Origin of the sequence: Siccirubricoccus deserti (assembly GCF_014283215.1) — a bacterium.
Taxonomy (GTDB): domain Bacteria; phylum Pseudomonadota; class Alphaproteobacteria; order Acetobacterales; family Acetobacteraceae; genus Siccirubricoccus; species Siccirubricoccus deserti.
In genome coordinates this window covers 1-12,661 of the sequence record NZ_JACOMF010000002.1, presented here as the reverse complement: position 1 = coordinate 12,661, position 12,661 = coordinate 1, and the positions used below count along the sequence as shown (strand labels likewise).

Below are 12,661 nucleotides of genomic sequence, written 5' to 3'. Positions count from 1 at the left end.
TGTTGCTCCCAGAGCAGGGTCACGCCTTCAGGCGATCTGCTCTATCCGAGCAACCGGCCGATCACCCGTGCGGTGTAGTCCACTACCGGGATCACCTTGCCGTAGTTGATCCGGGTCGGCCCGATCACGCCGATGGCGCCGACGATGCGTTCGCCCTGCCCCGCCGGGCCATTGCGGAAGGGCGCCACCACCATGGCGAGGCCGGCGGTGTCGAACAGCCCGCTCTCGGCGCCGATGAAGATCTGCACGCCCTGGCCGCGCTGGGCGAGTTCCAGCAGCCGCAGCACCGTCTCCTGCGCCTCCAGCCGCTCGAACAGCGCCTGGATCTCCTGCACCCGGGCCAGCTGGTCGAGGTTCTCCAGCAGCCGCGCCTGGCCGCGGACGATCAAGCTGCCGCCGCCGCCGCCGGACCAGGTGGCGAGGCCGCTTTCCACCACCTGGCTGGTCAGCGCGTCGAGCGCGGTGCGGTTGGCGGCGATGTCCTCCGACACCCGCAGCCGGGCGTCATCCAGGCTGCGGCCGGCGAGCTGGGCGTTGAGGTAGTTGCTGGCCTGGGCCAGGGCGCTCGGCGGCAGCCCGGGCGGCACTTCGATGACGCGGTTCTCGACCTGGCCATCGGCGCCGACCAGCACCACCAGGGCGCGGCCCGGGCCGAGGGCCACGAATTCGATATGGCGGATCGTGCCCTCGGATTTCGGCGCCACCACCAGCCCGGCGGCACCGGCGAGGCCCGAGAGCATCTGCCCCGCCTCCGCCAATGTTTCCTGCAAGGACCGGCCGGAGGCGGCGCAGCGCGCGGCGATATCGCTGCGCTCCTGCTCGCCAAGGTCGCCGAATTCCAACAGCCCGTCGACGAACAGCCGCAGCCCCCGCTCGGTCGGCAGCCGCCCGGCGGAGGTATGCGGGGCGTAGAGGAAGCCGGCCTCCTCAAGATCCGCCATGACGTTGCGGATCGAGGCGGGGGAGAGGCCGAGCGGCAGACGGCGGGACAAGGTGCGGCTGCCCACCGGCTCTCCGGTCAGGACGTAGACTTCGACCAGTTCGCGCAGGATGGTGGAGCTGCGGCTGTCGAGGCCGGCGAAGCTGGCGCCGGCAGACCCGCTCAGCGACACCCCCAGGGGCGAACCGACCGGCGCTTTCGGCGTGAACATCAGCGGCGTAAACCCCTTTGGACTCCGACCTAAGAGGCTAGGGAGAGGGGAGCGCAACGTCAACCGCGGCAGCGGAACGTGCCGGGCCACGGTTGTCCGGCGCCAGCGGCCGGGCTATCCCGGGCGGCAATGGACTTCCAACCCGGCCCTTCCCCGGCAACCGGCCTGGCCGCGGGCCCGCTGCCGGCCTACCGCGCCCGCGTCACCGCCGGCCAGCTGAAACCCGACCCCGCCCAGGAACTGGCCGCCGAGACGCTGCAGGACCTGTGGCGCCGGCTGCGCGGCTACGACCCCTCGACCGAGGCGCCCGATCAGGGCGGCTTCCTCAGCCGCTTCTTCCGCAGGAAGCCGGTACCGGAGGCGCCGGAGGGCACGCCGCAGGGCCTCTATCTGGTTGGCGAAGTCGGGCGCGGCAAATCCATGCTGATGGACCTGTTCTTCGCCTGCGCGGAGGTGCCGCGGAAGCAGCGTATCCATTTCCATCAGTTCATGCAGGACTGCCATCAGCGCATCCATCGCTGGAAGCAGGCCAATCCGGGCGAGGCCGACCCGATCCCGCCACTCGCCGACAGCATCTTCGCCCAGGCGGCGCTGCTGTGCTTCGACGAATTCCAGGTGCACGACATCACCGACGCCATGATCCTCGGCCGGCTGTTTGAGGCGCTGTTCGCCCGCGGCGTGGTGGTGGTGGCGACCAGCAACACCGCGCCGGACGATTTGTTCAAGGGCCGCCCGGGACGTGACGCCTTCCTGCCCTTCATCGCGCTGATCAAGCAGCGGCTGAACGTGCTGCACCTGGAAGCCGAGCGCGACTACCGGCGGGAGCGCATCCGCGGCCTGCCCACCTGGCACTGCCCGGTGGATGGCAGGGCGGAACGGGCACTCGACAGCGCCTTCCTGGAGCTGACCGGGCAGGCGCAGGGCGCGCCCTGTCGGCTGACCGTGCTCGGCCGCAATGTCGAGGTGACGGAGACGGCGCGCGGCGTGGCGCGGATGGATTTCGACGCGCTGTGCGGCCGGGCGCTGGGCCCGGCGGACTACCTGGCACTGGCGACGCATTTCCATACGCTGGTGCTGGATGGCGTGCCGCGGCTCGGGCCGGAGAATTTCGACCGGGCGCGGCGATTCGTAACATTGGTGGATGCATTATACGAACATCGTTGCAAGCTGGTTGTCTCGGCCGAGGCGCCGCCTGACAGTCTTTATGAATCAGGTCAGAACGCGGCGATGTTCGAGCGCACTGCGAGCCGCTTGATGGAAATGCAGAGTCAGGATTATCTGGTCTTGCCGCATTTGACGTAACACGCTGTAATAACAATCACGGATTCGAGAGGGGTGTTCATGCGCTTCCTGACGCTTGCCATCCTTGGCCTGCTATTGGCCGCTGGTACCGCCACCGCCGGCCCACGGAGCAGCCCCAGTGCCTCGGCCAAGGCCAGCAAGCCCCATACCACGCGGCCGCCGGCAGTCGTGCACCGCTCGGTGCCGGTGCGCGGCCAGGTGGGGGTGACACGGGATGCGCGGGCGGCCTCCGCCAGCACCGCCATAGGCAATCGCCGAACCGCCCGGCGCGGCAAGGCACGCAATCGCACGCCGACGGTGCGCTGGATGCATGGGCTGGAGGCAGCGGCCAATGTCCAGGCCCGGGAATGCCCGGACGGCACCATGGCGACGCTGGCCCACGGCCACGACAACATCGTCCGCTGCATGCCGCTGTAGGCGCGCCACGCCCCGGTTCTACTGATCCTGGCGGCACCCGCTGCGCTTCCGCCTTGCCGGCCCCCTGGACCTCGCCCAGGATATCCCGCGCCCCGGCATCGCCGCCGGCACGCATGAAAAGGGATAGAGCGATGTCATCAGCAATGAAGCTCGCCGCCACCGACATGTCCGACGCCGAGTGGCAGACCCGCTGCGACCTGGCCGCGCTGTACCATGTGGTGCACGACCTGGGTTGGACCGACCTGATCAACACCCACATGTCGGCGCGGATTCCGGGCGAGCCGGAGCACTTCCTGATCAACCGCTATGGCGAGATGTTCGATGAGGTCACCGCCTCCAGCCTGGTGAAGATGGACCTCGCCGGCAACGTCATCGGCGATCAGGGCAAGTTCAACGCCGCCGGCTTCACCATCCACAGCGGCGTCTACAAGGCGCGGCCGGATGCGAATTGCGTGCTGCACACCCACACCCGCGCCGGCGCCGGCGTCTCCCTGCTGCGCAATGGGCTGCGGCCGATCAGCCAGGACGCGCTGCATGTGCTGGATGACGTCGCCTACCATGAATATGGCGTGCCGACCTCGCAGGAGGAATGCGATGCGCTGGGCGTGACCTGCCAGAAGGGCAGCTGCGTGGTGCTGCTGAACCATGGGCTGCTGACCTGGGGCGAGACCATCCATGGTGCGCTGATGCGCCTCTACATGCTGGAGCGGGCCTGCGAGGTGGAGCTGATGGCCCGCAGCCTGGACGAGCCGCCGGTGGTGATCGAGCCCTATGTCCAGGAACGCGCCAAGGCGCGAATGCAGAAGCTGCGCGGCACGCCGGAATACGGGCTGATGGAGTTCCAGGGCCTGGTGCGCACGGTGGACCGCAAGGGCGCCAAGTACCGCTGCTGAGTACGGCGGGGAACCTTCACCCTTGGGTCAGCGGGCCTGGCGTGGCGAGGCCCAGTTGTTCGGCGCGACGGGCGCCGCCTTGGGCGCCGCCGCGACCGGGGCCCGCGAGGCCCAGTTGGTGATGCCCGTGACCGACCGGCCCAGGCCGAAGCCGCTGCCGGACAGCAGGGTAAGGCCGAAGCCGATGGCGGCGAGAAGGATGGCAAGGCGGGACATGGTGGCTTCTTCGTAGAAGGCGGGCGCCGGCTTCGGCCCCTGGATGTAGGCGCAAACTGGTTGATCGACGCGTCTGGCGCCAACTCGCAGGTCGAATGAGGGGTATGTCCTGGACGAATGACCCCGGCGTCCGGCCTTCTCCCTAGCCCGGCGCGGGGGGCGCGGATGCGACGAAAGTCACTGTCCGGCGGCTACAGTGAATTTACGCTCTGCTCTGGGCCCCGCCCAGCCATCCAGGCGGAGCGGTCGAGCTACCCTATCCCAGGGTAATATCCGCGTCACGGATCACCTGCTCGCAGATCACCCGCTGCGCTTCCAGCCAGCGGGCGAATTCCGCCGGCGTGCTGCCGACCATCACTGCGCCGAGCGGGTCCATGCGCTGCTTCACCCCCGGATCGGCGCAGGCCCTGGCGACCGCGGCGGCAAATTGCGCGACAATCGGCGCCGGCGTGCCGCTGGCAACGAAGATCCCATTCCAGTCGTTCATGTCATAGCCGGGGAAGCCGCTTTCGGCCAGGGTCGGCACCTCGGGGATAGAGGGCACGCGGTTCAGGCTGGTCACTGCCAGTATCCGCGCCCGGCCCGCCTGCACCGGCGGGCGGATGGAACTGGTGGTGATCAGCACCGCATCCACCACGCCGGCAGCGATGTCCCGCGCCGCATCGGCGCCGCCACGATAGGAAGTGTGGATCAGCCGGATGCCGGCTTGCTTCTGGAACATCTCGCCGGCAAGGTGGCCCATGCCGGCGGCCGGCGGCGTGCCGTAGCTGATGCCATTGGGCCGCGCCTTGGCCAGGGCGATGAACTCCTGGATCGTGCGGGCCGGGAAATCCTGCTTCACCGCGATCACCTGCGGGAAGCTGCAGACCTGGGTGATCGGAATGAAGGCGGTGCGGTAGTCGAAGCCGAGGTCCTTCATCAGCGGCGGATTGGTCAGCTGGTTCGCCGCATCCACCAGGAAGGTGTAGCCATCCTTCGGCGATTGCAGCGTGGCATTGGCGGCGATCACCGCATTGGCGCCGGTACGGTTCTCGATCACCACCGACTGGCCGATGATCTCGGCCAGCTTCTGACCCATGGTGCGTGCCGCGGTGTCAGCGGCGCCACCGGCGGCAAAGGCGACGATCAGCCGCACCGGGCGGCTGGGCCAGCCCTCGGCGGATTGCGCCCGCGCCAGCACGGTGGGGGTGGCGAGGGCAAATCCCAGGACGGCACGGCGGGTCGGACGCTGCATGATGGTCGGCCTTTCAGGCTCTGGTTGGACTGGGTTCCGGCCGCCGCCTTGCGGCCTACAGCGTGTTCTCGCGGCCGTAGCGGCGTTCGAAGGCGGCGATATCCTCCTCATAGGCGGCGGTCAGGCCGAAATCATCCAGCCCGTTCAGCAGGCAATGCTTGGCGAAGGGGTCGATCTCGAAGGAATGCACGCTGCCATCCGGCGCGGTCACGGTCTGCGTCGGCAGATCCACGCCGATCCGCGCGCCCGGCTCGGCTTCCAGCTGAGCGATAATCGCTTCCACCACCTCCGCCGGCAGCACCACCGGCAGCAGCCCGTTCTTCATGCCGTTGTTGCGGAAGATGTCGCCGAAGCTGGGCGCGATGGCGCAGCGGAAGCCGGCGTCGAACAGCGCCCAGACCGCGCTCTCGCGCGAGCTGCCGCAGGCGAAATTCCTGCCGCCGACGACGATGCGGGCCGATTGCCACTCCGGCCGGTTCAGTGGGAACTCGGGGTTTTGCTCGCCATCCGGTAGCCGTCGCGCGTCATGGAACAGGAACTGGCCGTGATCCACCTCGCGCGGGCGGGAGAGGAAGCGGGCCGGGATGATCTGGTCGGTATCGATGTTCGGTCGCGCCATCGGCACGGCGACGGCATCGAGCCGGGTGAAGGCTTCCATCGGCTCAGCCCCCCACCAGCCGGCGCACATCGGTGAAACGTCCGGTTACCGCCGCCGCGGCGGCCATCGCCGGGCTCAGCAGATGGGTGCGCGCGCCGGGCCCCTGTCGTCCCATGAAATTGCGGTTGGAGGTGGAGGCCACGCGCTGCCCCGGCCGGGCGATATCGCCATTGGTGCCGAGGCACATCGAACAGCCAGGCTCCCGCCAGTCGAATCCGGCGGTGCGGAACACCTCGTGCAGCCCCTCCGCCTCGGCCTGACGCTTCACCGGTTCGCTGCCCGGCACCACCCAGGCCAGCACGCCTTCGGCCACCTTGCGGCCGCGGGCCACGGCGGCAGCGGCGCGCAGATCTTCGATGCGGGAGTTTGTGCAGCTGCCGATGAAGACACGGTCGATGCCGATGTCTGTCAGCGGCATGCCGGGGGTGAGGCCCATATAGGCTTGCATCCGCTCCATCTGCTCGCGCCGCTCGGCGTCCGGCGCGGCGGCGGGGTCGGGCACCACGCCGTCGATCGGCAGCGCATCCTCCGGGCTGTTGCCCCAGGTGACCATGGGCTGGATGGCGTTGCCGTCCAGCGTCACCTCGGTGTCGAACACCGCGCCCTCGTCGCTCGGCAGTTGCCGCCAGCGGGCGACCGCCTGGTCCCATTCCGCGCCCTTTGGCGCATAGGCACGGCCGGCGAGATAGGCGTAGGTGGTCTCATCCGGCGCCACCATGCCGGCGCGGCCGCCGGCCTCGATCGACATGTTGCAGAGCGTCAGCCGGCCCTCCATCGACAGGCCGCGGATGGCGCTGCCGGCGAATTCGATCACATGCTCCGTCGCGCCCGCGGCGCTGATCCTGGCGATGATCGCCAGGATCACATCCTTGCCCGTCACCTGCGGGCCGAGCGTGCCGTCCACGGTGATGCGCATGGTCTTCGGCTGGCGCTGCCAGAGCGTCTGGGTCGCCAGCACATGCGCCACCTCGGTGCTGCCGATGCCGAAGGCCAGCGCCCCCAGCGCGCCATGCGTCGAGGTATGGCTGTCGCCGCAGACCAGCAGGATGCCGGGCTGGGAAAGGCCGGTCTCCGGCCCGACCACATGCACGATGCCCTGGTTGGGATCGCCGAGGCCGAATTGGCGGATGCCATGCTCGGCGGTGTTGCGCGCCAGCTTCTCCACCATCTCGCGGTGGCGCGGATCCTCGATCTCCTCGACCTTGCGCGACGCGGTGGAGACGTAGTGGTCCGGCGTGGCGAAGATGCGGTCCGGCGCGCGCGGCTTCAGCCCGCGCCTGCGCAACACGTCGAAGGCGGTGGCGCCGCCGTCATGCAGCAAATGCCGCCCGACGTAGAGTAGCGTCTGGCCATCCTCGCGCTCCGTCACGCGGTGGCGCGACCAGATCTTCTCGAACATCGTCCGCGGGCCGATTGGCTCTGACATGCATCCCTCCCAGCGCCGATGGCGCGGATTTGCCGGAAGGGTGCGGCGGCTGAGCGAAGCTTGTCCAGGGGTGAAGTACGCTCCGCCAGGCGATGGCGCCCATGGGCCTGATTACTTCTGGCGACCGCTCCAGTGATTGTCGCGCCGGCCACGGCGTTCAGCGCCTGCGGTCACCCATCGGGGCTTGGCACGACCGGGGCGCCGGGCCGGCAGCCGCGCCTGGACGGCCGGGGCATCCGGGGCCAGCGGCGCGGCTTCGGTGGGTTCGTCGACTGAGGGCAGGCCGCTGGCCGGGGCCGGCAGCGTGCGGCGCCGCGCCCTGCGGGGAGGTGCGGCAACCGGGGCTTCGGCCAATGTTTCCTGCGGGGCGGCCGGAGCGTCATCCGCCGTGGCATCGCCCGGCGGCGCGTCTTCGGTGGCGACCGGCTCCGGCCGGGCTGGTGGCTCCAACGGCTGTGCTTGGGCCGGTGGCGCTGCCACCGGGGCTTCGGCCAATATTTCCTGCGGGGTGGCCGGGGCATCATCCGCCGTGGCATCGCCCGGCGGCGCGCCTTCGGTGGCGACCGCCTCCGGCCGGGCCAGTGGCTCCGACTGCTGTGCTTCGGCCGGAGACGCTGCGACCGGCGCCTCATGATACGCCAGCACCTGCCGGCCCTGATCAATAAGCTGCATCAGGGTGCCGACGGTTTCGAACAACCCGTCACCCCTGCCGGCCAACACGGCCTGCCCGTCGATGTAGAAAACCTTGCGCTGCATGGCCAGGCGCTGCACCGCGGCGGGCGAGGCTGGCTCGAAGACACAGCCGGAAGCGACAGCGGCTGCGACTTGTTCGGCGGTCAATACCAAAGTGGGTCCTCGTTCACGGAAATGCGCAGAAACGCCGCCGCCCGGCGACCTGGCCTGCGAGTCGTCAGGCATAGTTTTCTTGGCTGATACAAGGCTAAGTAATAAAGCCTGCGACTTGGCGCAATCCCTATCGATGTCGGCGTACACATGTTTATGACACGGCGCTGGTGGGATTGCGGTGGGATGACGGCGGCAGCTTCGGCTTGCTTGCTTCACCTTGGCCGCCGGTCGCCCGGCGTTGGAAGGATGACCGCCGGAGAGTGCAATGCATCACCTGCCGCGCCATGCTGGAGAACTCGTCGCGGCGGTGCCGCCCCGGCGTACGGTGTGGATCGGTCATCGCATCAAGGCCGGTGCGCCGCTAACCGGGCCTCGCCCGCTCAGAAAAACTTTGCACCGCCGCCGTCACGCGCAGCCACCCGGCCCCAGCCTTGCCGCGCGCGCTACCCGGCCGTTAGGCTGCACGCCAAGGGAAACGCGGGAGAGCGGAATGGCTCAGGCGATGCCGATGCGGCCGGTCGACGGGCCACAGCTCTGGTATGGACCCGATCTCGCAAATCGCCGCGACTGGATCCGCCTGCTCAGCGCGGCCGAGACCGAGGCGCTGGATGCCGCCGTCATCCGGCTGGATGCCACCGGCATCGACATCGCCGCCATCGGCCCGACCGACCTGGAACAGGCCGGGCTGGAGCCGCTGGTGGCGGAGATCCGCGGCGCGGTGCTGCACGGCCGCGGCTTCATCCTACTGCGCGGCGTGCCGGTGGAACGCTGGACCGTGCGGCAATGCGCCATCGCCTATTTCGGCCTCGGCACGCTGCTCGGCGAGCCGGTGTCGCAGAATGCGATGGGGCATATCCTCGGCCATGTGAAGGACATCGGCGCGGACTACGCCCGGCCCGATCATCGCGGCTACCAGACCGCGGCGCGGCTGCCCTACCATTGCGACAGCTCCGACGTGGTCGGGCTGCTCTGCCTGAAGCCGGCGAAATCCGGCGGGCTGTCCAGCATCGTCAGCTCCTCCGCGCTGTACAACGAGATGCTGCGCCGCCACCCCGACCTGCTGCCCGAATTGCTGAAGCCGGTGTACCGCGACCGCCGCAACGAGGTGCCAGAGGGCGCCGACCCCTGGTACGCCGTGCCGGTGTTCAACCCGATGCCAGATGGCAGCGTCATCGCCACCTACGTCCGCAGCGCGATGCGGAAGGCACAACGCTTCCCCGAGGTGCCGCGCATGACGCCGGCGCTGGAAGCCGCCTGCGACGCGCTGGACGCGCTGGCCGACAGCCCGAAAATCCATCTCGACATGGAATTCCGCCCCGGTGACATCCAGTTCGTCAACAACCACTGGATTATGCACTCGCGCACCGCCTACGAGGATTTCCCCGCGCCGGATCAGCGCCGCCACCTGTTCCGCCTGTGGCTGGCCTGCGACGACGGCCCTGCCTTGCCGGCGATCTATACAAAGGTCTGGCAGGGGGCGACGGCGAAGGGCCGGCCGGCCGGCATCCGCGTCCCCGGCGTGCCGCTCAGCGCCCCGCTCGACGCCAGCTGGTAGGCCGTGCGCATGGCCCGAGAGCTTCACCTCAACCTGTTCATCCATGCCCGCGGCCACCATGAGGCGGCCTGGCGGCACCCGGCGGCCTCGCCGCTGGCGCTGACCGACATCGCCTACTACCGCGATGTCGCGCAGCGCGCCGAGGCCGGGCTGTTCGACAGCATCTTCCTGGCTGATCAGCTCGCGCTGGCCGAGGATCTCGACCATGCGGCGCGCAACTGGCTGGAACCCATCACGGCGCTCGCGGCGCTCGCCGGGGCCACCAGCCGCATCGGGCTGATCGCCACCGCCTCCACCACCTATACCGAGCCCTACAACCTGGCACGGCAATTCGCCTCGCTGGACCACATCAGCGGCGGCCGGGTGGGGTGGAACATCGTCACCTCCTGGATGGCGACGGCGGCGCGGAATTTCGGCGGCGCGCCGCCGCTGACGCATGCGGAGCGCTACGACCGCGGCGAGGAATTCATGCAGGTGGTGACCGGCCTGTGGGACAGCTGGGCGGCGGACGCGGTGCTGGATGACCGCGCCGGCGGCCATTACGCCAGCCCGCGGCGGGTACGCAGCATCGACCATGCCGGGGCGCATTACCGCGTGGCCGGGCCGCTCAACCTGCCGCGCGGGCCGCAGGGGCGGCCGGTCTTCGTGCAGGCCGGCTCCTCCGACACCGGCCGACGCTTCGCCGCGCGCCATGCCGAGGCGGTGTTCACCGCCCATATGGAGAAATCCACGGCGCAGGAATTCTATGCCGATCTCAAGGTGCTGGCGGCGGCCGAGGGGCGCGCCGCCGATCAGATCCTGATCCTGCCCGGCCTCAGCCCGGTGATCGGCGGTACCGAGGCCGAGGCGCAGCGCATCTGGCGCGAGCTGAATGCGCTGACCGACCCGGAGGTCGGCCGCATCCGCCTGTCCAACCGTTTCGGCGGTTTCGACTTCTCGCATTTGCCGCTCGACCGGCCGCTGACGGTGGAGGATTTCCCCGATCCGTCCGAGGTCCAGGCGGCGCGCAGCCGGACCGAGGTGATCATCGGCCTGGTGCGGCGGGAACAGCCCACCTTGCGGGCGCTGCTGCAGAGCCTGGCCGGCGCCCGCGGCCATTTCACCATGGCCGGCACGCCGGAGCAGATCGCCGATCTCATCGAGGATTGGTTCAGCACCGGTGCGGCGGATGGCTTCAACATCATGCCGCCGATCCTGCCGGCGATGCTGGATGCCTTCACCGCCGAGGTGATCCCGCTGCTGCAGCGCCGCGGGCGGTTCCGCCGGGCTTATGCGGGGAAGACGCTGCGCGAGCACTACGGGCTGACGTTGCCGCCGAGCCGGTACGAGGGTTAAGCGTGCTAGAGCTTGAATACTATTCCTATGCCCTGTGCCTGTTTTCACGGATGCGGCCTGGGCGAAGTGGGAACCGGCAATTGACGAGGTGCGGTCTCATGGCAAGCTGCCGCCCGAGGAGCTGCGGCGGACAATCTCGGCGATCTTCTGGCGGCACCAGAACGGAGCCAAGTGGCGGAGCATCCCGGCTAATCTTGCCCAGCTCGCTTTCATGCTCGCGCCCGGTCAGGCGCACCAACAGACCTGGGCGCCGGGCTTGCTCGGCTGCCTACCCGATGTGCCGGAATGGGTGGCTGGCGATCGCGGCTTCGCCCCCGATACCTTCCGTGAACGCATCTGGGAAAGGGGCGCATGCCCCGCGATCCCACCGAAGCGACCGGCGCGCCCGTCGATTGCCCAGACTGGGCTTACACCAACCGACATCTCGTCGAGAACCTCTGGGCCCGCCTGATGGATGGCGCGCCCTCGCTACCCGCAATGAGAGGACCGCCCGCTCCTTATCTCGGACTTCTCTGCCTCGCGGCGGCGGCTTGGCTCAGAGCCTGAGAGCACTGGCTTGGTCGGTTCTTGCCTCCAGTGCGGGTCACGCCGCGCGGCCGGTCGATGGCTCCGGCGTCTCCCCATCGGTGAGCGCCCGTTCCGCCCTGGCCAGGCTCCGCTTGATGTCGCGCCCGTCACCTGGTTCGGCCACCTCCCGTAGCCCGACCTCGGCCACCATCCGGGCGTGGCGGTTCAGCGCCTCGCGCTGCTCCGCGGTGCGGGCATGCTCGGCGACGCGGGCGATCGCCTCGATCAGGTGGATAACCACCGCCGGGTGGCTCGCCCCAGCCTGGCGGATCTGGTGGAAGGCGGCGTCGGTCAGGCCGGCGAAGGTCGTCGTCTCGCGCACGAGGCGCACCCGACCCGCCCCGTCGCGCAGCATCGGTGAGGGCAAGCGCTTCTCCGTCAGCCGCGTGAGGCAGCCACGCAGCCGGTCGATCACCGCGACGGCGGTGAAGGGGTCATTGACGCCGGGCGAGAGTGCCCGCACCGCGACCTCGACGAGGTGGCGGACCGCGAACTCGATGTCCTGGGTGGGCGTGCGCTCCCGCCCCACAACAGCGAGCTTCCAGATTGCGTCCGCTTCGGCCGTATCCGCCGTCTCAGGCGGGTGGACGAGGATGCGCCGGTCGCCCGCGACGACGAAGTCGCCCGCAAGGAAGTCGAGCCGCAGCACCGCGCCGTGCCGCTCCGCCCAGGTCAGGAGGCCCTCGTAGTCGATGGCCTGCACGTAGCCCTCGTGGCGCTGCGCGACATGCCCAGCCGCGTCCCACAGCGTCCGCTCGTTCGCGCCCTCATCATCACCGTCGCGGCGCTTCGGCCCCTCCTGCGCAGTCAGGGCGGGGAGGGGCTTGATGCTGGCATCAAGCTCGCGACCGACGCGCTCGACCACGTCGTCGGCGACCGCCATGCGCGCCACCTCCTGGATGAAGACGAGCAGAGCCAGGACGCAGGCAAGGGCTAGGGCGGAATCCGATCATTCTGGTTCATAGCCTGCGGCGGTGAAGTAGTTTCGGCACTCTTCCGGGGTAAAGCGTGGCAGGGCGTCGCGGATGGCATCCCAGAGCCCGTCGATGGTCCGCGCGGCG

At 69.3% G+C, this 12,661-nt stretch carries 11 protein-coding genes and 3 pseudogenes; 6 read left to right on the top strand and 8 right to left on the bottom strand.

Annotated features, from left to right (window positions below):
- Nucleotides 1–41: 41 nt before the first annotated feature.
- Nucleotides 42–1,151: a heat-inducible transcriptional repressor HrcA gene (gene hrcA / locus H7965_RS01725; protein ID WP_186768809.1), complete on the bottom strand. Its 1,110-nt coding sequence runs from the start codon at nt 1,149–1,151 to the stop codon at nt 42–44.
- A gap of 129 nt (nt 1,152–1,280) precedes the next feature.
- Between hrcA and zapE the strand changes: the two genes are divergently transcribed.
- The 3 genes from zapE to H7965_RS01710 all read left to right on the top strand — a co-directional run bounded on the left by zapE (nt 1,281) and on the right by H7965_RS01710 (nt 3,763).
- Nucleotides 1,281–2,453: a cell division protein ZapE gene (gene zapE, locus H7965_RS01720; protein WP_186768808.1), complete on the top strand. Its 1,173-nt coding sequence runs from the start codon at nt 1,281–1,283 to the stop codon at nt 2,451–2,453.
- 39 nt (nt 2,454–2,492) lie between these two features.
- Nucleotides 2,493–2,870 (top strand): hypothetical protein, encoded by a 378-nt coding sequence (locus H7965_RS01715; protein WP_186768807.1) that lies wholly within the window; start codon nt 2,493–2,495, stop codon nt 2,868–2,870.
- Between the two features lie 131 nt (nt 2,871–3,001).
- The gene (locus H7965_RS01710; protein WP_186768806.1) at nt 3,002–3,763 is read left to right on the top strand and encodes a class II aldolase/adducin family protein; all 762 of its coding nucleotides are present in this window, start codon (nt 3,002–3,004) and stop codon (nt 3,761–3,763) included.
- 27 nt (nt 3,764–3,790) lie between these two features.
- Here H7965_RS01710 and H7965_RS01705 read toward each other — a convergent pair whose 3' ends face one another.
- The 5 genes from H7965_RS01705 to H7965_RS01685 form a co-directional block, all read right to left on the bottom strand.
- Entirely contained in the window at nt 3,791–3,979 is a 189-nt protein-coding gene (locus H7965_RS01705) for a hypothetical protein (RefSeq protein WP_186768805.1), read from the bottom strand.
- A 256-nt stretch (nt 3,980–4,235) separates the two neighbouring features.
- A complete protein-coding gene (locus tag H7965_RS01700; RefSeq protein WP_186768804.1) occupies nt 4,236–5,213 on the bottom strand; it encodes a Bug family tripartite tricarboxylate transporter substrate binding protein in 978 nt (325 codons plus the stop codon).
- Between the two features lie 55 nt (nt 5,214–5,268).
- Complete coding sequence (gene leuD, locus H7965_RS01695; RefSeq protein WP_186768803.1) at nt 5,269–5,871, bottom strand: 3-isopropylmalate dehydratase small subunit; 603 nt, start codon at nt 5,869–5,871, stop codon at nt 5,269–5,271.
- A 4-nt stretch (nt 5,872–5,875) separates the two neighbouring features.
- On the bottom strand, nt 5,876–7,297 hold the full coding sequence (leuC, locus tag H7965_RS01690) for a 3-isopropylmalate dehydratase large subunit (protein ID WP_186768802.1): 1,422 nt from the start codon (nt 7,295–7,297) through the stop codon (nt 5,876–5,878).
- 111 nt (nt 7,298–7,408) lie between these two features.
- Nucleotides 7,409–8,290 (bottom strand): hypothetical protein, encoded by an 882-nt coding sequence (locus H7965_RS01685; RefSeq protein WP_186768801.1) that lies wholly within the window; start codon nt 8,288–8,290, stop codon nt 7,409–7,411.
- Between the two features lie 343 nt (nt 8,291–8,633).
- Between H7965_RS01685 and H7965_RS01680 the strand changes: the two genes are divergently transcribed.
- The 3 genes and pseudogenes from H7965_RS01680 (at nt 8,634) to H7965_RS01670 (ending at nt 11,579) form a co-directional block, all read left to right on the top strand.
- Nucleotides 8,634–9,698 (top strand): TauD/TfdA family dioxygenase, encoded by a 1,065-nt coding sequence (locus H7965_RS01680; protein ID WP_186768800.1) that lies wholly within the window; start codon nt 8,634–8,636, stop codon nt 9,696–9,698.
- A 9-nt stretch (nt 9,699–9,707) separates the two neighbouring features.
- Nucleotides 9,708–11,033, top strand: coding sequence for an LLM class flavin-dependent oxidoreductase (locus H7965_RS01675; protein WP_186768799.1), 1,326 nt, complete (start codon nt 9,708–9,710; stop codon nt 11,031–11,033).
- 34 nt (nt 11,034–11,067) lie between these two features.
- A pseudogene (locus H7965_RS01670) lies at nt 11,068–11,579 on the top strand (transposase).
- A gap of 37 nt (nt 11,580–11,616) precedes the next feature.
- Here the strand turns inward: H7965_RS01670 and H7965_RS01665 are convergent.
- Nucleotides 11,617–12,528, bottom strand: a pseudogene (locus tag H7965_RS01665) (DUF2254 domain-containing protein); the annotation flags it as partial.
- Nucleotides 12,529–12,549: 21 nt separating this feature from the next.
- Nucleotides 12,550–12,661: pseudogene (locus H7965_RS01660) on the bottom strand (IS630 family transposase); the annotation flags it as partial.

Bases quoted from the DNA above. Each gene is read 5' to 3' on its own strand.
- H7965_RS01705 (WP_186768805.1), bottom strand. From the start codon at position 3,979: ATGTCCCGCCTTGCCATCCTTCTCGCCGCCATCGGCTTCGGCCTTACC.
- H7965_RS01675 (WP_186768799.1), top strand. From the start codon at position 9,708: ATGGCCCGAGAGCTTCACCTCAACCTGTTCATCCATGCCCGCGGCCAC.
- hrcA (WP_186768809.1), bottom strand. From the start codon at position 1,151: ATGTTCACGCCGAAAGCGCCGGTCGGTTCGCCCCTGGGGGTGTCGCTG.
- leuD (WP_186768803.1), bottom strand. From the start codon at position 5,871: ATGGAAGCCTTCACCCGGCTCGATGCCGTCGCCGTGCCGATGGCGCGA.
- H7965_RS01680 (WP_186768800.1), top strand. From the start codon at position 8,634: ATGGCTCAGGCGATGCCGATGCGGCCGGTCGACGGGCCACAGCTCTGG.
- zapE (WP_186768808.1), top strand. From the start codon at position 1,281: ATGGACTTCCAACCCGGCCCTTCCCCGGCAACCGGCCTGGCCGCGGGC.
- H7965_RS01715 (WP_186768807.1), top strand. From the start codon at position 2,493: ATGCGCTTCCTGACGCTTGCCATCCTTGGCCTGCTATTGGCCGCTGGT.
- leuC (WP_186768802.1), bottom strand. From the start codon at position 7,297: ATGTCAGAGCCAATCGGCCCGCGGACGATGTTCGAGAAGATCTGGTCG.
- H7965_RS01710 (WP_186768806.1), top strand. From the start codon at position 3,002: ATGTCATCAGCAATGAAGCTCGCCGCCACCGACATGTCCGACGCCGAG.
- H7965_RS01700 (WP_186768804.1), bottom strand. From the start codon at position 5,213: ATGCAGCGTCCGACCCGCCGTGCCGTCCTGGGATTTGCCCTCGCCACC.